The organism is Pseudomonas sp. 24 E 13 (genome assembly GCF_900004715.1).
In the GTDB taxonomy this organism is placed as follows: Bacteria; Pseudomonadota; Gammaproteobacteria; order Pseudomonadales; family Pseudomonadaceae; genus Aquipseudomonas; species Aquipseudomonas orientalis_A.
The window spans coordinates 52,378-77,292 of the sequence record NZ_CVTO01000113.1 but is presented as its reverse complement, the minus strand read 5'-3'; the positions used below and the strand labels follow the sequence as shown (position 1 = coordinate 77,292).

Genomic DNA, 24,915 nt, shown 5'->3' with positions numbered 1-24,915 from the left:
CGGTCAAAAATGTGGGAGGGGGCAAGCCCCTCCCACATTTTGACCAGTTTTCACTGTTGGAATCGTGTCAATTCAAGCCTGAGGAGATCCCCCCATGAACGCTGCCCTCGACGTTCTGCAATCGACCCATCAGCACATCAACCGCGACCGTTTGTGGCAGTCGCTGATGGACCTGGCCAAGCTCGGCGCCACCCCCAAGGGCGGGGTGTGCCGCCTGGCCCTCACCGACCTCGACCGCAAGGCCCGCGACCTGTTCGTGCAATGGTGCGAGGAGGCCGGCTGTACCGTGTCTGTCGACGGCATCGGCAATATTTTCGCCCGGCGTCCGGGGCGCAACCCCGACCTGCCGCCAGTGATGACCGGCAGCCATATCGACACCCAGCCCACCGGCGGCAAGTTCGACGGTTGCTTCGGCGTGTTGGCCGGTGTGGAAGTGCTGCGCACCCTCAACGACCTCAAGCTCGAAACCGAGGCGCCGCTGGAAGTGGTGGTGTGGACCAACGAAGAAGGCTCGCGCTTTCCACCGTGCATGATGGGCTCCGGGGTGTTCGCCGAGAAGTTCAGCCTGGCCGACACCCTGGCCAAGGTGGATGTGGACGGCATTTCGGTTGGCGATGCGCTGAACGCCATCGGCTATGCGGGCACGCGTGCCGAGAGCGGGCACAAAGTCGGTGCTTATTTCGAAGCGCATATCGAACAAGGGCCGATTCTCGAAGATGAGAAAAAAACCATCGGCGTGGTACTCGGAGCCCTCGGGCAGAAGTGGTTCGACCTGAAGTTGCGGGGCGTTGAAGCGCACGCGGGGCCGACGCCGATGCACCTGCGCAAGGATGCTCTGGTAGGCGCGGCAGCGGTGGTGGCCGCCGTCAACGCCGCAGCACTGGAACACCAGCCGCATGCCTGCGGGACCGTGGGTTGCCTGCAGGCGTATCCCGGTTCGCGCAATGTGATTCCCGGCGAAGTGCGCATGACCCTGGATTTTCGTCACCTGGAGCCGGCACGGCTGGATTCGATGATTGCCCAGGTGCGCCAGGTGATCGATGCAACCTGCGACAAACATGGCTTGAGCTTTGAACTGGAACCTACCGCCGACTTCCCGCCGCTGTACTTCGACCAAGGCTGTGTAGACGCCGTGCGCGACGCGGCCAATGGCTTGGGGTTGTCGCACATGGACATTGTCAGCGGGGCAGGGCACGACGCGATTTTCGTCGCCGAGCTGGGCCCGGCGGGAATGATCTTTGTGCCGTGTGAGGGGGGTATCAGCCATAACGAAATCGAGAATGCCGCGCCGGATGATTTGGCGGCGGGGTGTGCGGTGTTGTTGAGGGCCATGGTGGCGGCTTCGGCAGCCATCGCCAGCGGCAAGCTTGCGGCTTGAAATGTGGTAACAAAATGTGGGAGGGGGCTTGCCCCCGATAGCGGTGGGTCATTCAATAAATCTGGTGACTGATACACCGCCATCGGGGGCAAGCCCCCTCCCACATTTGAGCTGTGTTTGACGTCAGACCCAGATGGCATCCCACAACGGGTAATCGCCAATCCGTTCGACCAACCCCGCTCGCAATGGATTGGCCACTACATAGCGGGCCATTTTCACCAGGTCATCTTCTTTGCGCAGCGCCCGGTCGTGGAAGCTTTCCTGCCATAGCCGGCCCTTGCGTCCGGTGGCGCCGTTGACGGTTCGTGTGCTTCTGGATTTTACCTGGCACATCAGGTCTGCCAGCGAGCCTTTTTTCAGCTCGAGGATCCAGTGGAAATGGTCGGGCATGATGACCCATGCCAGGGAGTTCGCCAGCCCTTGGTGCTGAGCGATTCGAAATTGCCGGACCACCAAGCGTCCGAGGTGAAAGTCGCTGAACAGGCGAATGCGTTCATGGGTATTGGTGGTAATCAAGTAGATGCGATTCGGTTCGCTGATTCGGCCGATGCGCAGGCGATGTGAAGCGGGTAGATCAGGCATTCCCTGGCCTCTCTGCTAAGTGGACTCTGAGAGGCTAGGAGGGGTGGGCTGAATGTGATGTGCAGGCTTTTGGCAGGATGTGTCTGGAAGGGCGCTATCGGGAGCAAGCCCCCTCCCACAGGGGGCCTGCAGTGTTCATACATTGTGTGTCTGGCACGGAACCAGTGTGGGAGGGGGCTTGCTCCCGATGAGGCCGTAACAGGCGCCGCCGTCAGTGCGTCTGCCCCTCGCTTCCAGCTTGCCACCCACCCCCCAACGCCGTCACCAACCCCACACTCGCCTGCAACTGCCGTGTCTGCACCGCCTGCAAGGTTCGCTGCGCCTGCAAGGCCGCTGTCTGCGCGGTGACCACATCCAGATAACTCACGGCTCCCGCCTCATAGCTGTTCATCGCCAGCGCCTGGGTGTGCTGCGCTGCATCCGCCGCCGCCTGTTCGTCCTGGGCCTGCTGCTGCAAGTCGCGCAGTTGTGCGAGGTTGTCTTCCACCTCACGCACGGCTTTCAACACCTGGCTGCGGTACTGCGCCGATGCTTCTTCAAATTCGGCCCTGGCCTGGCGTTCGTTGGCGCTCAAGCGTCCGCCATCAAGGATGGGCAGGTTCATCAACGGCCCCAGTGCCCAATAGCGATTGCCCGCTGAAAGCAGGTTGCCCACGCCCTGCGTCTGGCCGCCAATCAACCCGGTCAGACTGAAGTCCGGATACCACGCGGCCTTGGCCACGCCGATAGAGGCATTGGCTGCAAACACTCGCCGTTCCGCCGCCGCAATATCCGGGCGACGTTGCAGCAGGTGGCTGGGCAGTTGCGCTGGAATTCCTGGCAAGGCCATCAACTGCGGGCTGGCTGGCAATGAAAAGTTACTGGCCGCGACGCCGACCAATTCGCCGATGGCATGCTCGGTGAGGTTACGCTGCCCACGCACTTCATCCAGTTGCGCCCTGGCCTCGGCCAGTTGATTTTGCGCACGGGTAAGGTCCAGTTCCGAGGCGATCTGCCCCTCATAACGGCTATGGGTCAGTTGCAGCGCCTGGCTGAAATCCTTCAGGGAGTGGGTGAGAATCCGGCTCTGCGCATCCAGCCCGTTGAGTTGCACATACAGCGTTGTCAACTGGCGTTGCAGGCTCAGGCGCGCCACGGCCAAGTCATCGCCGGATGCTTGCGCCTGGGCGTCGCCGGCCGCGACTTGGTTGCGGATTTTGCCCCACAGGTCCAGCTCGTAACTCAACGAGAATCCGGCGGTGTCGCTGTTGTATACCGACGGTTGCGTCGTGCCGCGCAACGGCCTCGAATCCGATTGGCGCTGGCGCAACGGCTGGGCGCTGGCGGTGAGCTGTGGAAACAGCCCTGCATGCAGTTGACTGGCATACGCCTGGGACGCATCGAAATGCGCCAGCGCCGCGGCCAGGTCGGGGTTGGCCGTGAGCAGTTGCTGCTGCAGCGCATCGAGCGTTGGGTCGTTGTACAGCTTCCACCACTGCGGCGCCAATGCGTCGGACGGCTGCGCGCTGTGCCACGGGCCGTCGCTGGTCTGTTCGCGGTAACCGGCCGGCAGGTCAACCGACGGCACGTGGTAGACGGGTGCCATGGAGCAGCCTTGCAAGGCCAGCAGCATCAGTGCCGCTAACGGGTTAAGCCTTGGGCGCATGGGCACCCCCGGTGGCGTCGGCCAGTTGTACCGTGTCGCCTTCGCGCAGGGCATCGGGTGGGTTGTCGATGATGCGGTCGGCGGGTTTCAGGCCCTGGTCGATCACCAGCCGTTCGCCCAGGTCCAGGCCGATATGAATGACTTGCAGGTGCACATGGTTGTGCCGGTCCAGCACCGCGACCTGGGTGCCCTGGGCGCGGAAGATCAGCGCGCTGGCGGGGATGCTCACGCCATGGGTGTCCGCCGGAATCGGCAAGGTCGCTTCGGCATAGTCGCCGGGCAGCAGTTCACCGTTAGGGTTGTCGACGACGAACTGCGCGAGCAGGGTGCCGGAGCGTCGGTCGATGGCCGTGGAGTCGCCGATCAGGCGCGCCTTGAAGTGCTCGCCCGGATGTTCGGGCACCGTCAGCTCGGCTTCCAGGCCTGGGTGGATCACCGCCGCGTAGTTCTGTGGCACCGGCACGTACAGGCGCAGCTGGTGGGTGTCGGCAAGGCTGAACAGTTCCGGATCGCTGTCGGTGTCGGCCTTGATCAACTGGCCGATGTCGGTATTGCGCGCGGTGATGGTGCCGGCGAAGGGCGCACGCAGGGTCTTGTAGCTTTCCAGTGCGCACAGCCGCGCATAGTCGGCGGCGGCCGCCTGGGCATTGGCTTTGGCGGCGGCGGCATCCGAGGTTTTCTCATCGGCCTCCTGGCGCGACACGGAGTGGCTGGCCAGCAGGTTTTGCCAACGCGTTGCAGTGGTGGCGGCCAGGCGTGCATTGGCCTGTTCCTGGACCAGGTGGGCGTGGGTTTGAGCCAGTTGCTGGTCAAGGTCCGGGCTGTCGATCTGCGCGAGGATTTGCCCGGCCTGGACCTGGCTGCCGATATCGACTTTCCAGTCCTTCAAATAGCCGCTGACCCGGGCATGGATCGGCGCCTTGCTCCAGGCCTCCAGGTGCGCCGGCAAGCGCAGGGTGTCGCCGCTGGCATTCTGTTTGGGCTGGAACACCCTCACCTGGGGGATGGCCGCGGTTTCGGTCCAGGCGGTCACCGCTTGTTCATGCAGCGTGCGGGCGTGCAAGCCGTTGGCGACCAACAGGGCGGCCAGGGTCAGGCCGCCGATACCCATGAGCATCAGACGCTTGCGCGAGGGTTTTTGATCAGACGACATGGGACGTTTCTCCAGCAATTGCACGAGTAGGGTGACGACCGTGGACCAGGCTGAAGACCACGGGAACAAACAACAAGGTGGCGACGGTGGCGAAGATCAACCCACCGATCACGGCGCGGCCCAGCGGCGCGTTCTGTTCCTCGGACAGCGCCAGGGGCAGCATGCCGATGATCATCGCCAGGGCGGTCATGCACACCGGGCGAAAGCGCGTGTAACCGGCTTCCATCGCAGCTTTCAAGGCATCGCCATGTTCGGCCAGGCGTTCACGGCAGAAACTCACCACCAGGATCGAGTTGGCGGTGGCCACGCCCATGCACAGAATCGCGCCGGTCAGGGCCGGCACCGACAACGAGGTGCCGCTGAGGAACAGCATCCACACGATCCCCGCCAATGCTGCGGGCAACGCAGTGATGATCACGAAGGGGTCGGCCCAGGATTGGAAGTTGACCACGATCAGCAGGTAGATCAACACCACGGCGCCGAGCAGGCCGAAGCTCAAGCCGCTGAACGCCTCGTGCAACGCATCGATCTGCCCGTGCAGGCTGATCGTCGCGCCTTTGGGGCGCATGGACGCGGTGTCATCGAGGACTTTTTGCACATCCCGGGCGACGCCACCGAGGTCGCGGCCCTGCACGTTGGCGTACAGGTCCAGGGTGGGTTCGATGTTGTAGTGCGTCACCACCGCCGGGCTTTGTACCCGCGAAATAGTCGCCACGCCGCCGAGGATCTGGGACTGGCCATCGGCACCGGTCACCGGCAGGGCCTCCAGCGAAGGCAGGCTGTCGAGACGGTATTGCGGCGTCGCGGCCACGATCGAATAGGACACGCCATTGGCCGGATTCAGCCAGAACGTGGGCGCCACCTGGGAGCTGCCGGCGAGGGAGGCGACCATGCTGTTGGTCACGTCTTTTTCGGTGATGCCCAGGCCATTGGCGCGCAGGCGGTCGACATTCACCTGCAGCGACGGGTAACCGGTGGACTGTTGGATACGCAGGTCGGCGATGCCCGGGACGTGTTGCAGGCGCCGTTCGAGTTCCACGGCATAGGCGCGGTTTTCGGCATCGTTGCGTCCGGAAATCTTCACGTCCAGTGGTGCCGGCGCGCCGAAGTTGAGGATCTGGCTGCTGATGTCCGCCGGCAGGAACGCAAAGTGGCTGCCGGGGAAGCTTTGCGGCAGGGCCTCACGCAGTTTTTTCACGTAATCGGCGGTGGGCGCGTGGTCCTTTTTCAGCGTGACCTGGATATCGCCGTCCTGCGGGCCGATGGTGCCGCTGTTGCTGTAGGCCATGTCGATGCCGCTGAGCGGGATGCCGATGTTGTCGACGATCGTGTCCAGCGCTTGCGCCGGGATCACCTCGCGAATCCGCGCTTCGATGCGGTCGAACGCGGCGGCGCTTTCCTCGATGCGCGTACCCAGCGGCAGGCGCACATGCAGCGCCAGTGCGCCGGCATCGGTCGCCGGAAAAAAATCCTGGCCCAGGCTCGGCAGCAGCACGAACGAGGCCAGCACACAGGCGAGGAACCCGACGATAAAGCGCTTGCGCGCGCCGAGTGCGAGCATCAGCAGGCCGTGGTAGGTGTCGCGGATATTCGAGAAATGCCGCTCGAACCCTTGCTGGAAATTCAGCACGGCTTGCAGCGCGGCATGGCGCGGCTTGCGGTGCTGTTCGCCCTCGTGGTGGTTGATGAATGGGTCTTCCGGATGATGCCCCAGGCCTTGCTCCGGTGCGTGGGGCTTGAGCAGAAACATCGCCAGCGTCGGCACCAGGGTGCGCGAGAGAATGAACGAACTGGCCATGGCAAAGATCACCGCCAGCGCCATCGGCCGGAACAGATACCCGGCGATGCCCTGCAGCAGGAACATCGGCACGAACACGATGCAGATGCACAGCAGCGAGACGAACGCCGGGCCGACGATTTGTGCGGCGCCGTCGAGGATCGCCGTTTTCACCGCCTTGCCTTGTTCCAAGTGCCAGTTGATGTTTTCGATGGTCACCGTGGCGTCGTCCACCAGAATGCCCACCGCCAGGGCCAGGCCGCCCAGGGTCATCACATTGAGGGTTTGCCCGCTGACCGCCAGCAGCGCGATGGCCGACAGCACCGCCAGGGGGATGGATGCGGCAATGATCAGGGTCGAGCGCCAGCTGCCGAGAAACAGCAGGATCATCGCGCTGGTCAGCAGGGCGGCGATGATGCCTTCCCGGGCCACGCTGCCCACCGACTGCTTGACGAACACCGAGGCGTCGCCCAGCAGTGAGGTCTTCAGCGACGGCGGCAGGGTTTCGTTGATGCGCGGCAGCATCTGGCGGATGCCGTCGATGATCGAGAGCGTCGAGATGCTGCCGTTCTTCAAGGCCGGCATCAGCACCGCACGGTGGCCGTCGACGCGCACGATATTGGTCTGCGGGGGCGAGCCGTCCCGTACATGGGCCACTTGGCCGATGGTGATGATCGCGCCGTCGACGTTCTTGATCGGCAAGTCATTGAGCTCATCGATGGCCTTGGGGCTGTTGTTCAGCAGGATCGTGTATTCGTTGGGGCCAAGCTTGGCGGTGCCCACCGGGATGATCTGGTTCTGCAATGCCAGGGCATTGCCCACGTCCTGGGCCGACAAACCCTTGGCCGCCAGGGCCTGGGGATCGAGGTCCAGGGTGATCTGGCGCTGCTTGCCGCCCATCGGAGTGGGCATCGCCAGGCCGGGCAGGGCGCTCAGCGGCAGGCGGATGTTGTTCTGCACCAGGTCGCGGATTCTCGCCTCCGACAGGCTCGGGCTGGAGAACGCCATTTGCAGGATCGGCACCGTGGAGGCGCTGTAGTTGAGGATCAGCGGCGGCGTGATACCCGGTGGCATCTGCTTGAGCACCGTCTGTGATACCGCCGTGACCTGGGCGTTGGCGGTGCGGATATCCACGCCGGGCTGGAAGAAGATCTTGACGATGCCCATGCCTGGCAGGGATTGCGATTCGATATGTTCGATGTCGTTGACGGTGGTGCTCAGGGAGCGTTCGTAGGTGTAGATCACCCGCCCGGCCATGGCGTCCGGCGACAGGCCGTTGTATTGCCAGACCACGGCGACCACGGGGATACCGATATCGGGGAACACATCGGTGGGCGTACGCAGGGCCGCCATGGGCCCGATGATGCAGATGAATATGGCCAGCACGATAAACGTGTACGGCTTGTGCAGTGCGGTCTTTACCAGCCCGAGCATGCGTGAGTCTCCGAGAAGAGCAGGATTGCAAACCCCGGCAGTCTTGCCCGACCCACCTAACACGCACCTTTCAGCCAGGTGAAGGAACATTTAGGTAACGGCTGAAGATCGTTTCATTTGTATTCATTTGTTCTACAAACGGCGGCTCTTCAAGCTTGTCAGCCATCGGATACGCTTTTTACTGATGCGCTTTGGAGCCCTGCCATGTCACCGAAAACACTGTTGTTGATTCCCACCCTTGCGGCTGTCGTACTGTTGTCGGCGTGTGCCGGCCCGATACCCAAGGCCGACCCGAGCCAAGCCTGGATCGGCTTGAAAGAAGAGGCACCCAATGACTTGTTGGCCGAGCGTCTCGATGGCAAGCGCGTCGATGACGGGCGCTACTTCGAAGTGAGCCCCGGGGACCATCGCCTGGACGTGACGTTGTTTGAGGAGGAGCCCGGCGACGATAACCAGCAGGACTGCCAGGGCCGGGTCGAGTACAAGCATTTCAAGGCGGGTGAGCATTACACCCTGGAGGAATCGAGCCTGGGGACTACCGTGCGCGCGGCGCTCAAGGATGGCCACGGCAAGGAGGTCGCCGCCACCCAGGACTTCAATTGCATGCCCGGCTAGGCGTGATGCACCGTCGCCTTGCTCGGCTTGGCGGGCGCGGCGGGTTTGACGTGGGGGTGATGGTGCCGGCGGGTCACGCGCATGACCCCCCACAACATGGCGGCGGCCACCGCCAGCCAACCGCAGATCAACAGGAAAATCGTCGTTGCAAGGCTCATTCAGGCCTCCCTTCACCCCGTCCGGGGTACACACAGTCTTCTCAATGGACAGTCTAGCTACCCGGCGGTTGCCTGCTATTGACCAATGGTCGTGTCCGTCCAACTTGTTTGCTCTATGGCGGGCGGTTTATCGACACGTGAGGCTATACCCTTGCCCAAGAGCGTCCTATGATCGGGGCCCTCACCGGCAGTTGATCAAGAGAGTCAAACATTGCGCTTACGGTCGAACCTCAAAACATCCATCCTGCTGGCCTGTGCCCTGGGGCTGATGGCCTGTTCCAGCCAGCCGTCGAAACTTCCCGGCCTGCCGGAGCGGGTTGAGCTCAATGGCGTCCCCACTTTTCGCAGCGAGGCTTATCAGAGCGGTCCTGCGGCACTGGCCAGCATGCTGTCGCAACAAGGCATTGTCATGACACCGGGGCTGCTCGATAAGCCACTGCACCTGCCGGGCGCCGAGGCGGACCTTGAGCGCAACATGCCAAAGCTGGCGCGTGAGTACGGGCTGATGGTGTATCCGCTGGATGCCGGGCTGACCGCAGTGCTGGCGCAGGTGGCGGCCGGTTATCCGGTAATGGCGCGCATCAACTCCAGCTTCTGGTCCGGCCCGCGTTACGTCGTGGTGGTGGGGTTCAATCAGCAGAAAAGCACGGTGCTGTTGCGTTCCGGCATGGAGCGGCGATTGATGATGAGCTTTGGTGACTTCGAGTCGGCGTGGAAGAGCGCGGGTCATTGGGCGATCCTGACCCAGCGTCCGAGCCAGTTGCCGGCGAATGTGGACGCGCAGCGTTGGCGGGAGGCGGCGAACGCTACGGCCCAGGCCGGGCAGGAAGGGGCGGCGGCCCAGGCGCTCAAGGTCCTGGCGGAACGCAGATAAAAATGTGGGAGGGGGCAAACCCCCTCCCACATTTGATCGGTGCTGTCAGCTGACTAGCGACGCACTTCCGTCACACCCGCACGGTTCTTCAGATTCTTGTCAGCCTTGTAGCGCAGCGCCACATCCGGCACCGCGCCGCCCTTGCCGGTCTCGACCCAGCTGCGAATACGGCTGGCATCGGCAAAGTGGGTGAATTTGCCAAAGGCATCCAGGATCACCAACGATACCGGGCGGTTACCCATGCTCGTGACCAGCACCAGGCAGTGCCCGGCCTGGTTGGTAAAGCCGGTCTTGGTCAGCTTGATGTCCCAGTTGGCACGATTGATCAGGTGATCGGTGTTGGAGAAACCCAGGGTGTAGTTGGGCTTGCGGAACGCCACGGTCTTTTCCTTGGTGGTGCTCAACTGGCTCAACATCGGGAATTTGCGCGCATAGGCCAGCAATTTGCTCAGGTCGCGGGCGGTCGACACGTTGTGGATCGACAGGCCTGTAGGCTCCACATAATGGGTGCTGGTCATGCCCAGCGCCTTGGCCTTGGCGTTCATCGCCGCAATAAACGCCGCGTAGCCGCCCGGATAATGGTGGGCCAGGCTCGCGGCGGCGCGGTTTTCCGAGGACATCAATGCGATCAGCAGCATCTCCTTGCGCGGCATCTGGCTGCCGATCTTCACGCGCGAGAACACCCCTTTCATCTCCGGCGTGTCGGTGATGTTGATATCGATGTATTCATCCATGTTCTGCTTGGCTTCCAGCACGATCAGGCCGGTCATCAGCTTGCTCACGGACGCGATGGGCACCACCACGTCGGGGTTGCTGGCATAGATCACTTTGTTGGTCTGCAAATCCACCAGCATGGCGCTGCCGGAAGCAATTTGCAGTTTGGAGGCGTCACGCGGGGCCAGGGTGGATTCGGCGGCGTGGGCGAAGGTGCCTGTGAAAGCAAAAAACAGGCTGACAAGAGAAAGACGAATTTTCACGCGGATGAACTCGCTAAAAAGTAAGGAAATACCGTTTGGGAAACGGGTTTTTGTTAAATACCGTTACATTTTAGGATGTATGGACGAGAAAGCGATAGAGGCCTTTAAATAAAGGCTGTAAGCCGATGATTGGTCGGATCTAATTCTCCGATTTTTTGGCTTTAAAGGCTAGGGCGAGCGATGAGGTGCCGCGTGCCTGTCACCACCTATTGATTGCCTTTTGCGCCCATGAGGTCTGTGTAGGCAAGAAAGCCCCAGATTCACTGGGGCCGCTCCTCATGTGTCAAATCCTTATCCAGCCTGTGAAGGTCGCTGTCATCACGTATTTCAACCGTAAAGACTGCCATGGGGTGGATAACGGAATAGGCGTCAGCGAGTTCTCTATCGTGACGCCGATTGGAATAATTCCTACTAGTCCGCTGGAGGCATCCCTTTTGAAGGTGATTTCTTGGCCATCTTGGCCAGTACCAAGTAAGACGTTATAGCCCTCGCCTGTAATAACCTCAGTCGAATAGGTCATCGTTCCAGTATCCAAGCTGAACGGCCCGGAAATAACTCGGTAGTCTGTGCGGATTATACCGTTGATCGTCGCTCCGTTATAAAAGGTATTTCCCCCGACATCCTCCCCTGACAGTACGTTCCTGCGTACCTTGCCATTAACCGGTGGAAATTTAACTCCAACGCGGTTCTGGAAATAACAGTTCGTAACGTAAATTGTTCCGCCGGTCGCGCTCCGAAAACTAATTTGGAAAGTGGAGTTAGCGTCTGTGTCGGCCGTATGCGTCAACTCGCTGCCGATCTTCTGGAAGTTCTCGGAAGGCTTAAGCCTTGAAACATGTCGATGCTGCACGCTGCCAGTTCCGCTTACAACGCGCATCATTATATCCACATCACCCGATACGCAAAGTACGAAACAACCAAAGCTTATGGGACCATTAATCATAAGGAGCGGGCTCTGCGATGCTGAATATATAGCACCGTCAGCAGGCAAGGCAGGAAATATGATTTGGGTTGATGTTTCGTAGCCGGATTCAGGCATCGCCACGGTGGACAGTGTGGTAATACCCGACCAGCTTGCGCCATTTTCGGCTCCCTTGCCCCAACGCTCGGATATGAGGTTGGAACTGTCGACCAAGAGATTTTCTGCGGATTGACGGTTTCGACTGATGGTCTGCATGCCATTTGGGCCGTTGATTTTTCCAGTGCCAACGGACGCTAGAGCCTGTGGCGTCAAGAAGGTCAGGGTGGCGTTGTCTCCTTTTGGTGTTTCGTTGTAGTAATCGACCTGTGTCGCAAGATTTATGGTATTTCCGCTCCCTGCGTGAAAACCTGCGCCGTCGCTTCTAATCGTTGTGCCACCGGCGAGCACATCGAATACACCATCCTTTCCGTCAGCATAAATATTCCAACCGGTGCAAGACTCGATGTAGCCTCTATAAACAGTCGCAAAGCCGCTGTCGCGAAGCCCTATTGAAGTCTCGGAGCGTCTGCAGTATTCAATAGTCGATGAAATTATATTGTTCGCGCTCGTGGGATCAATATAGACACCGACTTCACACGTTGTTGGGTCCGTTGCCCCGACAGGAGGGAGTCCGGAACTATATCTACCGCCAATATGACCGCCGTTTACTTTGTTTGCGTTGCTATTTATAAAAACTATGCCGCGTATTGCATTGTCGCACCAACCTATATTCACAACGTGAGAATAGGAGCTATTGAACTCGACATTATTCTGAAAGCCGCCTATCTGCCCGACCTCGATGACATTGCCCCCCATGCCCGAGATCTGTATCCCAACAAGTGGAAAACCACTGAAGCCAGGACCTTGCATCCAGTCCACGGCAAACCTCGCGGTAGAACTTCCAACAGACACTGCGACGCCAGACATCTGAGTGCATATCAAGTGCCGGATATGAACCCTTGAACGATTAAAGTCGAGCTGTACCGCAGGGGTGGTTCGATACTGGGGGATTGTCAGTGGTGATCCGACTGTTAACGGTGCAGAGCAAATAACTGATGTGCCACTGGGAACGCAAGCGTCCATGATTCTCTGAGCAAGCAATCCGCAGTCAGTGCCTTCAGTCACACCGCCGTATTCCATTGCGACAGCGTCATCTATCAATCGCAGCCAACAGCCGACCCCTCCAGTGTCCGTCTCACCGCTTCCATTCATATAGCTGAGGATGGAAGCCTGCGCGATTGAAAGAGACGCCGTGGGGACTGTGGGGCTGAAAACCCGAAAACCATCATGGGCGGACTTCAGCACTTCGGGAGCCCATACCAAGTGCCCGCCGCCACTTCGGTGGTCCAGGTGGTATGAATTCAGAAGGGCTTGCTCGCCGGCCGTCTCGCCGATGGCTTCGAAGATATCTTTGACTGCGTTGAATTGCCGAACGTATCTGTTGGCAACAAGGTTTATAACTTTTTCATTGGTAGCATTTTCCACATTTATCACTCCATTGCTGTGGAAGAAGTCGCCCCCATGGTGAAATCGTGGGCGTCGCTGCCAGCCGGCACTGCTGTTTAACGTGGCTGGTTATGCATACAGTATTGCTGTTCCTGACGTGAATTCAAGCTGAAAATGCATTTATTATGCATTGGCGCATATAAAATGCAGTGCAGGGCTTTTCGCTGTATGAGAGGCCGGTTCCAGGCCGATTTCGATTAGCAGGGCGATCATGGGCGGAAATTTTGACCGGCTACGGCCTTTGAGCTGAGAAATTTTTTCTCAAGAAATAAAAAGCCCCGCGCTAAGGCAGGGCTTTTTCAGTACGCGTGGTTATTAGCCGTGGAGCGTTTCCGCCGCATACAGCGTGTTCTCCAGCAGGCACGCCCGGGTCATCGGGCCTACGCCGCCTGGAACCGGGGTGATCCAGCCGGCGCGGGGCAGGGCGGTGTCGTAGACCACGTCGCCGACCAGCTTGCCGTCGTCCTGGCGGTTGATGCCCACGTCAATGACGATGGCGCCTTCCTTGATCCATTCACCTTTGACCAGGCCCGGCTTGCCGGCGGCGACCACCACCAGGTCGGCGCGGCCAACGTGGCCGGCCAGGTCCTTGGTGAAGCGGTGGGTAACGGTCACGGTGCAGCCGGCCAACAACAGTTCCATGGCCATCGGGCGACCGACGATGTTCGAGGCGCCAACCACGACGGCGTCGAGGCCATAGAGATCGACCCCGGTGCTTTCCAGCAACGTCATGATCCCTTTGGGCGTGCAGGGGCGCAGCAGCGGGATGCGCTGGGCCAGGCGACCGACGTTATAGGGGTGGAAACCATCGACGTCTTTGTCCGGGCGGATGCGTTCCAGCAGTTGGGAGGCGTCCAGGTGCTCGGGCAGCGGCAACTGGAGCAGGATGCCGTCCATGTCCGGGTCATCGTTGAGGCTGTCAATCAGGTCGGCCAGGGCCTGTTGAGTGGTGTTCGAAGGCAAGTCGTAGGCTTTGGAGATAAAGCCCACCTCTTCGCAGTCTTTACGCTTGTGCGAGACATAAACCTGAGAGGCAGGATCGCTGCCGACCAGGATCACCGCGAGGCCAGGCGTGCGCAGGCCTTGCTGGCGACGCTCGGTGACGCGTTTGGCGATCTGCTGGCGCAGGCTGGCGGCGATTGATTTGCCGTCGATAAGTTGTGCAGTCATTACGCGTGATTAACCATCGAGAGGGGGAAGAAAAGTGCGCGCATTCTCGCACGCCAAGGCGCGAGGGCAAAGGCGCTTGGTCTGCAAATTGGCCTAACCCCTTAAATAAAATCAGTTTTTTTCAAAAAAGATTTGACGGGTTTCAGGCCGCTCTATACTATTCGTCGCACTTGTCGGGCACAGCCTAGCACTGGTTAGAAAGTCGAGCAGAATTGTTGTCCTGCAAGGCTGGAAACACTTAGTTTGTAATCCTCCAAGAGTACAGATTAATCAGGCGCCCGTAGCTCAGCTGGATAGAGCATCCGCCTTCTAAGCGGATGGTCGCAGGTTCGAGTCCTGCCGGGTGCGCCATTAGGCAGCTTTGGCACAAGTAGCGCTATATGGTGGGCGTAGCTCAGTTGGTAGAGCACGGGATTGTGACTCCCGTTGTCGAGGGTTCGATCCCCTTCGTCCACCCCATATTTTGAAAAGGCGCCAGATTAACCGTCTGGCGCCTTTGCTTTAAGAGCTTCAAGCGCGGATGTGGTGGAATTGGTAGACACACTGGATTTAGGTTCCAGCGCCGCGAGGCGTAAGAGTTCGAGTCTCTTCATCCGCACCAAATAAAACGTTGCTCGGCTGTCAGGTCGGGCAATGTTGGACAAAGAAAAAAGAAGTAGTTTGGTTTCTTTGTTAATGCAATATGGTGGGCGTAGCTCAGTTGGTAGAGCACGGGATTGTGACTCCCGTTGTCGAGGGTTCGATCCCCTTCGTCCACCCCATATTCGAAAGGCGCCAGATTTAACAGTCTGGCGCCTTTTTTGGTTTTGGCCGCTTGATATTTCAGCGGTCGCAGGTAGTGGGCTCCATCGGCAGCGCGTTTCGTCGTATTTGTGTGTCTCGATGATGCCGCTTTGCCCGTTCGCGCCGTTCGCGGGGCGGACCGTCAGGGAGATGAATGGCTGCTTTCTCTCTATATAGAAGGGCGGCGCAGAGCCCTTGCGCAATTGGCTGTATTTGTCACCGGGGCGAGGTACTTCAGTGCCTTCGTACCGATAAATTGCTGGCTGTTTCCAGGTGTATTTTCAGTAGGGTGACTTCTTGAGTTTGACCCACTAGAATGCATGCCCTTGATTGGGGTCGGAAATGGCCGGCTAATGTCTGTGCAACGAGGAATATCCATGCAAGTTTCTGTTGAAAATACTACTGCTCTCGAGCGCCGCATGAGCATCACCGTGCCGGCAGAGCGTATCGAGACTGCGGTCAACAAGCGTCTGCAGCAGACTGCCCAGAAGGCCAAGATCGCTGGTTTCCGTCCAGGCAAAGTGCCGATGAGCGAAATCAAGCGTCGTTTTGGTGCCGATGCGCGCCAGGAAGCGGTAGGTGACGTGATCCAGGCTTCCTTCTACGAAGCCGTTGTCGAGCAGAAGCTGAACCCGGCTGGCTCGCCGTCGATCGAACCCAAGTCCCTGGAAGCTGGCAAGGACCTGGAATACGTAGCGACGTTCGAAGTGTTCCCTGAGTTTGAAGTGGCCGGTTTTGAAGGCATCGAAATCGAGCGCCTGAGCGCCGATGTCGCTGATTCGGACCTGGACAACATGCTGGAAATCCTGCGCAAGCAGAACACCCGTTTCGAAGTGGCCGACCGTGCCGCCCAGAACGAAGACCAACTGAACATCGATTTCGTTGGCAAGGTTGACGGCGAAGTGTTCGCTGGCGGTTCCGCCACCGGTACCCAGCTGGTGCTGGGCTCCAACCGCATGATCCCGGGCTTCGAAGACGGCCTGGTCGGTGCCAAGGCCGGTGAAGAGCGCGTTCTGAACCTGGAATTCCCGGCTGACTACCAGAACCTGGACCTGGCCGGCAAAGCCGCCGAGTTCACCGTGACCGTCAACAGCGTTTCCGAGCCTAAACTGCCGGAACTGAACGAAGAGTTCTTCGCTCAATTCGGCATCAAGGAAACCGGCATCGAAGGCTTCCGCACCGAAGTTCGCAAGAACATGGAGCGCGAGCTGCGCCAGGCGATCAAGTCCAAGGTCAAGAACCAGGTCATGGACGGTCTGCTGTCCGCCAACCCGATCGAAGTGCCAAAGGCCCTGCTGTCCAACGAAGTGGATCGCCTGCGCGTACAAGCTGTCCAGCAGTTTGGTGGCAACATCAAGCCTGACCAGCTGCCGGCCGAGCTGTTCGAAGAGCAAGCCAAGCGCCGCGTCGTGCTGGGCCTGATCGTGGCTGAAGTGGTCAAGCAGTTCGACCTCAAGCCGGACGAAGACCGTGTTCGCGAAATGATCCAGGAAATGGCCTCGGCCTACCAGGAGCCTGAGCAGGTTGTGGCTTGGTACTACAAGAACGACCAGCAACTGAACGAAGTACGTTCGGTTGTGCTTGAAGAACAAGTTGTGGATACTGTTCTGCAGAAGGCTAAGGTGACCGATAAAGCGGTCTCTTACGAAGAAGCAGTCAAACCGGCAGAAGCAGCACAAGCCGACTGATTGTCCAACTCGTTGGAAATTCAACCATAAGCCAGCCTCGCGCTGGCTTATGCGTTTTCAAGACATGACTATTTGGGAGTAACTGCAGAGCATGTTCCGTAATTCCTATATTCAGCAGAACTCTGATATCCAGGCCGCAGGCGGCCTGGTCCCGATGGTTGTCGAGCAGTCCGCTCGTGGCGAACGCGCCTACGACATCTACTCGCGCCTGCTCAAGGAGCGAGTGATCTTTCTGGTTGGCCCGGTAGAGGACTACATGGCCAACCTGATCTGTGCGCAGCTGCTGTTCCTTGAAGCGGAAAACCCGGACAAGGACATCCATCTCTACATCAACTCGCCGGGCGGTTCGGTGACAGCGGGCATGTCGATCTACGACACCATGCAGTTCATCAAGCCAAACGTATCGACTACCTGCATTGGCCAGGCCTGCAGCATGGGTGCATTCCTGCTGACCGCCGGTGCCGAGGGCAAGCGTTACTGCCTGCCGAACTCACGCGTGATGATTCACCAGCCACTGGGCGGTTTCCAGGGCCAGGCATCGGACATCGAAATCCATGCCAAGGAAATCCTCTTCATTCGTGAGCGCCTCAATACGCTGATGGCCAAGCACAGCGGGCACACACTTGAAGAAATCGAGCGTGATACCAACCGTGATAATTTCATGAGCGCTGAAGCTGCCCGTGAATACGGGTTGATCGACGCAGTGATCGAAAAGCGCCCCGCTTAATATAAGCCGCTCAAAATAGGGCTGGTCGGCATGCCCGACCACTGGCGGGCTTGAAAAAGCCCGCATAAGCCTTCATCTTGTGTTGCAAGCCTATCGGATTTGGATCGAACGAATGACTGACACCCGCAACGGCGAGGACAACGGCAAGCTGCTTTATTGCTCCTTCTGTGGCAAAAGCCAGCATGAAGTACGCAAATTGATTGCCGGCCCCTCGGTGTTTATCTGCGACGAATGCGTCGACCTGTGCAATGACATCATCCGCGAGGAGGTGCAGGAAGCCCAGGCCGAGAGCAGTGCGCACAAACTCCCATCGCCTAAAGAAATCAGCGGCATCCTTGACCAGTATGTGATTGGTCAGGAGCGTGCAAAAAAGGTTCTGGCCGTAGCGGTGTACAACCACTACAAGCGCCTGAACCAGCGTGACAAGAAAGGCGACGAAGTCGAACTCGGCAAGAGTAATATCCTGCTGATCGGCCCCACAGGCTCGGGTAAGACCCTGCTTGCGGAAACCCTCGCTCGCCTGCTGAACGTTCCGTTCACCATCGCCGACGCCACCACCCTCACCGAGGCGGGCTACGTGGGCGAAGATGTCGAGAACATCATTCAGAAACTGCTGCAGAAGTGCGACTACGACGTAGAGAAGGCCCAGATGGGTATTGTCTACATCGACGAAATCGACAAGATTTCGCGCAAGTCGGACAATCCGTCGATCACTCGGGATGTTTCCGGTGAAGGCGTGCAGCAGGCCCTGTTGAAGCTGATCGAAGGCACGGTCGCTTCGGTACCGCCCCAGGGCGGCCGCAAGCATCCGCAGCAGGAATTCCTGCAGGTCGATACGCGTAACATCCTGTTTATCTGTGGCGGTGCGTTTTCCGGGTTGGAAAAGGTCATCCAGCAGCGCTCCACCCGGGGCGGTATCGGTTTCGGCGCGGAAGTGCGCAGCAAGGAAGAAGGCAAGAAGGTGGGCGAGTCCCTGCGTGAAGTCGAACCTGACGATCTGGTCAAGTTCGGTCTGATCCCGGAGTTCGTCGGCCGTCTGCCGGTTCTGGCGACGCTGGACGAGCTGGATGAGGCGGCGTTGATTCAGATCCTCACCGAGCCGAAAAACGCCCTGACCAAGCAGTACGCCAAGCTGTTCGAGATGGAAGGTGTGGACCTCGAGTTCCGTACCGACGCGCTCAAATCAGTGGCCAAGCGCGCACTGGAGCGCAAGACCGGTGCACGTGGTCTGCGCTCGATCCTCGAAGGCGTGTTGCTCGACACCATGTACGAAATCCCCTCGCAGTCCGAGGTGAGTAAAGTGGTGATCGACGAAAGCGTTATCGAAGGCAAGTCCAAGCCGCTGTATATCTATGAAAACAGTGAGCCGGCTGCCAAGGCTGCACCTGACGCATAAGCGTCTTTGCAGTGGCGGTACAAGCAAGGGGCCTTTTTGGGGCCCCTTGTTTTTTTGGGGTGTTTTTGCGTGACGGCTGATTAAATCGCGTTTATTCATGCGTTTAAGTGCTGGCATTGAGCTTGTTTTTTTTGCATGCAACCCCCATCTTGGTTTCAAGCTTATTTTTCAACTGTCATAGAGGCGAAATCATGAAGACAACCATCGAATTGCCTCTCCTGCCGTTGCGTGATGTCGTCGTCTATCCGCACATGGTTATCCCGCTGTTCGTGGGGCGCGAGAAGTCTATCGAAGCCCTCGAGGCCGCGATGACGGGCGACAAGCAGATCCTGCTGCTGGCCCAGAAGAATCCTGCCGATGATGATCCGGGCGAAGACGCCCTGTATCGCGTCGGCACCGTTGCAACTGTCCTGCAATTGCTCAAGCTGCCCGACGGCACCGTCAAGGTGCTGGTGGAAGGCGAGCAGCGCGGTGCGGTCGAGCGTTTCATGGAGGTCGACGGCCACCTGCGCGCCGAAGTGGCGCTGATCGACGAAGTCGAAGCCCCTGAGCGTGAGTCCGAAGTATTCGTGCGCAGCCTGCTTTCGCAGTTCGAACAGTATGTGCAACTGGGCAAGAAGGTCCCGGCGGAAGTCCTGTCGTCCCTGAACAGCATCGACGAGCCAAGTCGCCTGGTCGACACCATGGCGGCGCACATGGCGCTGAAAATCGAGCAGAAGCAGGACATCCTCGAAATCATCGACCTGTCGGCCCGTGTCGAACATGTGCTGGCACTGCTCGATGGTGAAATCGACCTGCTGCAGGTCGAGAAGCGCATTCGTGGCCGCGTGAAGAAACAAATGGAGCGCAGCCAGCGCGAGTACTACTTGAATGAGCAGATGAAGGCCATTCAAAAAGAGCTCGGCGACGGCGAGGAAGGCCACAACGAGATCGAAGAGCTGAAAAAGCGTATCGATGCCGCCGGCCTGCCGAAGGATGCGCTGACCAAGGCGACGGCCGAGCTGAACAAGCTCAAGCAAATGTCGCCGATGTCGGCTGAAGCCACCGTGGTGCGCTCCTACATCGATTGGCTCGTGCAAGTGCCGTGGAAGGCTCAGACCAAGGTACGCCTGGACCTGACCCGCGCCGAAGAAATCCTCGATGCCGACCATTATGGTCTTGAGGAGGTCAAGGAGCGGATCCTCGAATACCTCGCCGTGCAAAAGCGTGTGAAGAAAATTCGGGGTCCGGTGTTATGCCTTGTCGGGCCTCCCGGGGTGGGTAAAACCTCTCTGGCGGAGTCCATCGCCAGCGCGACCAACCGCAAATTTGTACGCATGGCCCTCGGTGGCGTGCGTGACGAAGCGGAAATCCGCGGCCATCGCCGGACATATATCGGTTCGATGCCAGGAAGATTGATTCAAAAGATGACCAAAGTGGGCGTGCGTAACCCGCTGTTCCTGCTCGATGAAATCGACAAAATGGGCAGCGATATGCGCGGCGATCCTGCGTCGGCGCTGCTTGAGGTGCTCGATCCCGAGCAGAACCACAACTTCAACGACCATTACCTGGAAGTCGATTACGACCTGTCCGACGTAATGTTCCTGTGCACCTCCAACTCCATGAACATTCCGCCGGCGTTGCTGGACCGGATGGAAGTGATTCGCCTGCCGGGTTACACCGAAGACGAAAAGATCAACATCGCCGTCAAATACCTCGCGCCCAAGCAGACCTCGGCCAACGGCCTGAAGAAAGGCGAGATCGAGTTTGACGTCGAAGCCATCCGTGACATCGTGCGCTATTACACCCGCGAGGCCGGTGTACGGGGCCTCGAGCGTCAGATTGCGAAAATCTGCCGCAAGGCGGTCAAGGAACATGCACTGGAAAAACGCTTCTCGGTGAAAGTGACGGCCGACGCGCTGGAACATTTCCTCGGTGTGCGTAAATTCCGCTACGGCCTGGCCGAGCAGCAGGATCAGGTAGGGCAGGTCACTGGCCTGGCGTGGACCCAGGTGGGCGGCGAGTTGCTGACCATTGAAGCGGCTGTGATCCCGGGCAAGGGGCAGTTGATCAAGACCGGCTCCCTGGGCGATGTGATGGTCGAATCGATCACCGCAGCGCAGACCGTGGTGCGCAGTCGTGCCAGGAGCCTGGGTATCCCCCTGGACTTCCACGAGAAGCACGACACCCATATCCATATGCCGGAAGGGGCAACCCCGAAGGACGGTCCCAGCGCGGGTGTAGGCATGTGCACGGCCCTGGTGTCGGCATTGACCGGCATTCCGGTGCGTGCCGATGTGGCGATGACCGGTGAGATCACCCTGCGTGGCCAGGTATTGGCCATCGGTGGTCTGAAAGAGAAATTGCTCGCCGCGCACCGGGGTGGAATCAAGACCGTGATCATTCCCGAAGAGAATGTCCGCGACCTGAAGGAAATTCCAGACAATATTAAACAGGATCTTCAGATCAAACCGGTTAAATGGATTGACGAAGTCCTGCAAATTGCGCTGCAATACGCGCCGGAGCCCTTGCCGGATGTGGCTCCGGAGATTGTCGCGAAGGACGAAAAACGCGAGTCGGATTCCAAGGAAAGAATTAGCACGCATTAAAGTGTTGGAGCCTGGGGGGCTTCCTTGACAGCTTTTTAGAGCCCTTGTTATAAAGCGGCTCTTAAGTGTCTGTTGGCCATCCAGCACTGGTTTTTGCTTTTTACCAAAAAACTTAGAATCATACTCATAGATATATAAGGGGACTTAGAGTGAACAAGTCGGAACTGATTGATGCTATCGCTGCATCCGCTGATATCCCGAAAGCTGCTGCCGGCCGTGCGCTGGACGCAGTAATCGAATCCGTCACTGGCGCTCTGAAGGCCGGCGACTCCGTGGTACTGGTAGGCTTCGGTACTTTCTCTGTGACTGACCGTCCAGCTCGCACTGGCCGTAACCCACAGACCGGCAAAGCACTGCAAATCGCTGCTGCCAAGAAACCAGGTTTCAAAGCCGGTAAAGCCCTGAAAGAAGCCGTTAACTAAGCTTCGATCAAGCCTTTGCTTACCCGGGTCGGACGCTGGTCTGGCCTGGCAGCGGAGCGGTAGCCGGCCCGAGTATCCATCGGGTCGCCACGCCGGGGGTCAGAGTTAAAACCCCCGTCCGCTCCGCCAGTTACGAGAAGGCGCATCCTCGGATGCGCCTTTCTTCTATCCGGATTCTACCCACGCTCCACGGTTGCCTATTTTTGATGTTCAACCGTTTCTGGGGGACGCATGCTGCAAAATATCAGGGACAATTCACAAGGCTGGATTGCCAAGACCATTATCGGGATCATCGTCGCATTGATGGCGTTCACCGGTATCGAGGCTATTTTCCAGGCTTCGGGTAATAACAAGCAGGACGTGGCCAAGGTCAACGGTGAGGAAATCACCCAGACCGAACTGAGCCAGGCCGTTGATATGCAACGGCGCCAGCTGATGCAACAACTGGGCAAGGATTTCGATGCTTCCCTGTTGGACGAAAAACTGTTGCGCGATGCGGCCCTCAAGGGCCTGATCGATCGCAAGCTGCTGCTGCAAGGCGCGGCGGATTCCAAGTTCGGCTTCTCGGAAGCGGCCTTGGACCAGGTGATCCTGCAGACGCCGGAGTTCCAGGTGGATGGCCAGTTCAACGCCGAGCGCTTTGACCAGGTGATTCGTCAGCTGGGCTATAGCCGCCTGCAATTCCGTCAGATGATGACCCAGGAAATGCTGATCGGCCAGGTTCGCGCAGGCATCGCCGGCAGTGGTTTCGTGACCGATGCCGAGGTGCTGGCATTCGCCCGTCTTGAGAAACAGACCCGCGATTTCGCCACCGTCAATATCAAGGCTGACCCTGCAGCGGTGAAACTCACCGACGCCGAAGTCAAGGCCTACTACGACCAGCATGCCAAGGAGTTCATGACTCCGGATCAGGTCGTCATCGACTACCTGGAGCTGAAGAAGTCGTCCTTCTTCGACCAGGTCACCGTCAAGGACGATGAGTTGCAGGCCGCCTACGAGAAAGAAACCGCCAACCTCGCTGAACAGCGTCGTGCCGCGCACATCCTGATCGAGGTCAACGACAAGGTCACCGAGGCGCAAGCCAAGGCCAAGATCGAAGACATCCAGGCGCGCCTGGCCAAGGGCGAACAGTTTGACGCCCTGGCCAAGGAGTTCTCCCAGGATCCGGGTTCGGCCAACAATGGCGGTGATCTCGGCTTTGCCGGTCCCGGCGTGTACGATCCGGACTTCGAAACGGCGCTGTACGGCCTCAAGCAAGACCAGGTGTCCGCGCCGGTGCGCAGTGCCTTCGGTTGGCACTTGATCAAGCTGTTGGGCGTTGAAGCACCGCAAGTGCCGACGTTCGCCAGCCTGAAAGACAAGCTGACCCGCGAGCTCAAGACCCAGCAGGTTGAACAGCGGTTCGTCGAGGCGACCAAGCAATTGGAAGATGCGGCATTCGAGGCTTCCGACCTGGCCCAGCCGGCGTCCGACCTGAAATTGACCGTACACACCTCGGCGCCGTTCGGCCGTGAAGGTGGCGAAGGCGTTGCGGCCAACCGTGCCGTGGTCACCGCTGCGTTCAGTCCGGAAGTGCTGGATGAGGGGGCCAACAGCAGCGCCATTGAGCTGGATCCGGAAACCATCATCGTGCTGCGCGCCAAAGAACACCTCAAGCCTGCCCAGCTGCCGCTGGAAAAGGTTGAGGCGGCGATCCGCACGCAGATGACCAAGGAGCGTGCGAGCGCTGCCGCCAAAACCCATGCCGACGAGTTGATCGCCAGCCTGCGTGATGGCAAGACCGCACTGGACCAGCCGATTGACGGCCAGGCCTGGAAGGTGACTGAAGCGGCGACCCGTGGCCAGGAAGGCGTCGACCCTGCTGTGCTGCAAGCGTTGTTCCGCATGCCCAAGCCAGCGGCCAAGGACAAGCCGACCTTCACCACCGTCACTCTGCGTGACGGCAGCCTGATGATCGTGCGCTTGAACGGTGTCAACGAAGCGGCAGCCCCTACGGACGAAGAAAAAGCGCAATACCGCCGCTTCCTCGCGTCCCGTATCGGCCAGCAGGACTTCGCGGCATATCGCAAGCAGCTGGAAACCCAGGCAGACATCAAGAAGTTCTGATGTCGGCTTGAATAAAAAGACCCCGTCCTGAAAAGGCCGGGGTCTTTTTTTGCGCGCATTAAAGCCTGTGACGTTTTACCGACAGGAATGCGCGCGCCCACCCCTCGTTCTGTTGCACAATACCGCCCGGACTGTTTTTCTCAGGATTTTCGATGTTGACATCATTTCACTTGCGAAACCTCGGGTTGGCGCTGGTGCTGGCGGGCGCGGCGGGTTGCTCGTCACCCAAGACCGCTATTTACGAACATGAGAATTTCGACGACTCCGGTACGTTTTCCCGCGATTACCCGGTGAGCGATGTGGCGGCCTGTGAAGCGGCGCGCCGTGCCCTGCTGAGCCAGGGCTATATCATCACCAGCAGCGATCCGAAGCTGGTGGCCGGTAACAAGAGTTTCCAGCAGACCGGCGAGACCCACCTGCAGATCAGCTTCAACGTGGTGTGTGCCGCCGATGGTAAAGGCAGCAACCATTCGACGATGTTTGCCAACGCCCTGCAGGACCGCTATGCGCTGAAGAAGGTCAACAACTCCGCAAGTCTCGGGGTTGGGGTGCTGGGTTCGGTGTCGATGCCGATCGGCTCCACCGATGACTCGATGGTCAAGGTGGCGAGCGAGACCGTCTCGGCGCCCAAGTTCTATGAGCGTTACTTTGCCTTGGTGGATGTGTTCCTGCCCCAGGAAGTGAAGCAGGCTGCGCATATACCCGAGAAGCCCAAGGATGAGCTTGGCATGCCTGAACCGAAAGCCGCGCCGGCCGCCGAGAAGCTCGAGACACCTCAGCAGATGCCCGCAATCCCTGCCGCCGCGCAGCCACTGGCACCGCCACCCGAGGCCGCACCCATCGCGCCCAGCGTAGAGCCGTTACCACAGACGCCAGCCGCGACTCCGGCCACCGAGTCCGCGCCCGCGCCGACCAACCCCAGCCTGCCGGCGCCGACAGAGGCGATTCCCGCCCTGCCAACGCCAACGCAGTGAC

The 24,915-nt window shown here is 59.2% G+C and carries 18 protein-coding genes and 4 tRNA genes; 14 read left to right on the top strand and 8 right to left on the bottom strand.

Annotated elements, in window-relative coordinates:
• Positions 1-94 precede the first annotated feature (94 nt).
• Positions 95-1,378: a Zn-dependent hydrolase gene (locus BFP90_RS12135; RefSeq protein WP_065896789.1), complete on the top strand. Its 1,284-nt coding sequence runs from the start codon at positions 95-97 to the stop codon at positions 1,376-1,378.
• 123 nt (positions 1,379-1,501) lie between these two features.
• On the opposite strand, the gene BFP90_RS12130 is transcribed toward BFP90_RS12135, so the two are convergent.
• The 4 genes from BFP90_RS12130 to BFP90_RS12115 form a co-directional block, all read right to left on the bottom strand.
• Positions 1,502-1,960 (bottom strand): REP-associated tyrosine transposase, encoded by a 459-nt coding sequence (locus tag BFP90_RS12130; RefSeq protein WP_065896788.1) that lies wholly within the window; start codon positions 1,958-1,960, stop codon positions 1,502-1,504.
• A 211-nt stretch (positions 1,961-2,171) separates the two neighbouring features.
• Positions 2,172-3,605, bottom strand: a complete 1,434-nt coding sequence (locus BFP90_RS12125; protein ID WP_065896787.1) for an efflux transporter outer membrane subunit — start codon at positions 3,603-3,605, stop codon at positions 2,172-2,174.
• Positions 3,589-4,758, bottom strand: a complete 1,170-nt coding sequence (locus BFP90_RS12120; RefSeq protein ID WP_065896786.1) for an efflux RND transporter periplasmic adaptor subunit — start codon at positions 4,756-4,758, stop codon at positions 3,589-3,591. Before BFP90_RS12120 ends, BFP90_RS12125 begins: the two co-directional genes overlap by 17 nt.
• A complete protein-coding gene (locus BFP90_RS12115; protein ID WP_065896785.1) occupies positions 4,748-7,969 on the bottom strand; it encodes an efflux RND transporter permease subunit in 3,222 nt (1,073 codons plus the stop codon). The genes BFP90_RS12120 and BFP90_RS12115 overlap by 11 nt, the downstream gene beginning before the upstream one ends.
• Positions 7,970-8,173: 204 nt before the next feature.
• Between BFP90_RS12115 and BFP90_RS12110 the strand changes: the two genes are divergently transcribed.
• On the top strand, positions 8,174-8,584 hold the full coding sequence (locus BFP90_RS12110) for a PA0061/PA0062 family lipoprotein (RefSeq protein ID WP_065884855.1): 411 nt from the start codon (positions 8,174-8,176) through the stop codon (positions 8,582-8,584).
• Here the strand turns inward: BFP90_RS12110 and BFP90_RS28800 are convergent.
• Positions 8,581-8,742 (bottom strand): hypothetical protein, encoded by a 162-nt coding sequence (locus BFP90_RS28800; protein WP_163001576.1) that lies wholly within the window; start codon positions 8,740-8,742, stop codon positions 8,581-8,583. The two genes, BFP90_RS12110 and BFP90_RS28800, sit on opposite strands and share 4 nt — an antisense overlap.
• Positions 8,743-8,953: 211 nt before the next feature.
• Between BFP90_RS28800 and BFP90_RS12105 the strand changes: the two genes are divergently transcribed.
• Positions 8,954-9,616: a peptidase C39 family protein gene (locus BFP90_RS12105; RefSeq protein ID WP_065892549.1), complete on the top strand. Its 663-nt coding sequence runs from the start codon at positions 8,954-8,956 to the stop codon at positions 9,614-9,616.
• A 53-nt stretch (positions 9,617-9,669) separates the two neighbouring features.
• Here the strand turns inward: BFP90_RS12105 and pbpG are convergent, their stop codons facing one another.
• From pbpG to folD, 3 genes are all read right to left on the bottom strand, one after another.
• Positions 9,670-10,593: a D-alanyl-D-alanine endopeptidase gene (gene pbpG / locus BFP90_RS12100; protein WP_065892548.1), complete on the bottom strand. Its 924-nt coding sequence runs from the start codon at positions 10,591-10,593 to the stop codon at positions 9,670-9,672.
• A 283-nt stretch (positions 10,594-10,876) separates the two neighbouring features.
• Complete coding sequence (locus BFP90_RS12095) at positions 10,877-13,039, bottom strand: hypothetical protein (protein ID WP_065896784.1); 2,163 nt, start codon at positions 13,037-13,039, stop codon at positions 10,877-10,879.
• 336 nt (positions 13,040-13,375) lie between these two features.
• Positions 13,376-14,230 carry a bifunctional methylenetetrahydrofolate dehydrogenase/methenyltetrahydrofolate cyclohydrolase FolD gene (gene folD / locus BFP90_RS12090; RefSeq protein WP_065896783.1) on the bottom strand — a complete coding sequence of 285 codons (855 nt, stop codon included), beginning with the start codon at positions 14,228-14,230 and terminating at the stop codon, positions 13,376-13,378.
• A 274-nt stretch (positions 14,231-14,504) separates the two neighbouring features.
• On the opposite strand from folD, the gene BFP90_RS12085 reads away from it, so the two are divergent.
• From BFP90_RS12085 to BFP90_RS12035, 11 genes are all read left to right on the top strand, one after another.
• Positions 14,505-14,581: transfer RNA gene (locus BFP90_RS12085), tRNA-Arg, on the top strand.
• Positions 14,582-14,613: 32 nt separating this feature from the next.
• Positions 14,614-14,689 (top strand) — tRNA-His (locus BFP90_RS12080).
• A gap of 57 nt (positions 14,690-14,746) precedes the next feature.
• A tRNA-Leu gene (locus BFP90_RS12075) sits at positions 14,747-14,831 on the top strand.
• Between the two features lie 84 nt (positions 14,832-14,915).
• Positions 14,916-14,991, top strand: a tRNA-His gene (locus BFP90_RS12070).
• Positions 14,992-15,390: 399 nt separating this feature from the next.
• Positions 15,391-16,701 (top strand): trigger factor, encoded by a 1,311-nt coding sequence (gene tig / locus BFP90_RS12065; protein ID WP_065892545.1) that lies wholly within the window; start codon positions 15,391-15,393, stop codon positions 16,699-16,701.
• A 91-nt stretch (positions 16,702-16,792) separates the two neighbouring features.
• Complete coding sequence (clpP, locus tag BFP90_RS12060; protein WP_003174822.1) at positions 16,793-17,428, top strand: ATP-dependent Clp endopeptidase proteolytic subunit ClpP; 636 nt, start codon at positions 16,793-16,795, stop codon at positions 17,426-17,428.
• Positions 17,429-17,540: 112 nt separating this feature from the next.
• The gene (gene clpX / locus BFP90_RS12055; RefSeq protein WP_017136464.1) at positions 17,541-18,824 is read left to right on the top strand and encodes an ATP-dependent Clp protease ATP-binding subunit ClpX; all 1,284 of its coding nucleotides are present in this window, start codon (positions 17,541-17,543) and stop codon (positions 18,822-18,824) included.
• Between the two features lie 191 nt (positions 18,825-19,015).
• Positions 19,016-21,412, top strand: a complete 2,397-nt coding sequence (gene lon, locus BFP90_RS12050; protein ID WP_065884860.1) for an endopeptidase La — start codon at positions 19,016-19,018, stop codon at positions 21,410-21,412.
• A gap of 149 nt (positions 21,413-21,561) precedes the next feature.
• Complete coding sequence (locus tag BFP90_RS12045; RefSeq protein WP_003174819.1) at positions 21,562-21,834, top strand: HU family DNA-binding protein; 273 nt, start codon at positions 21,562-21,564, stop codon at positions 21,832-21,834.
• A gap of 231 nt (positions 21,835-22,065) precedes the next feature.
• Complete coding sequence (locus tag BFP90_RS12040; protein WP_065892543.1) at positions 22,066-23,940, top strand: SurA N-terminal domain-containing protein; 1,875 nt, start codon at positions 22,066-22,068, stop codon at positions 23,938-23,940.
• A gap of 152 nt (positions 23,941-24,092) precedes the next feature.
• A complete protein-coding gene (locus tag BFP90_RS12035; RefSeq protein WP_065892542.1) occupies positions 24,093-24,914 on the top strand; it encodes a DUF2242 domain-containing protein in 822 nt (273 codons plus the stop codon).
• The last annotated feature ends 1 nt before the right edge of the window (position 24,915 follow it).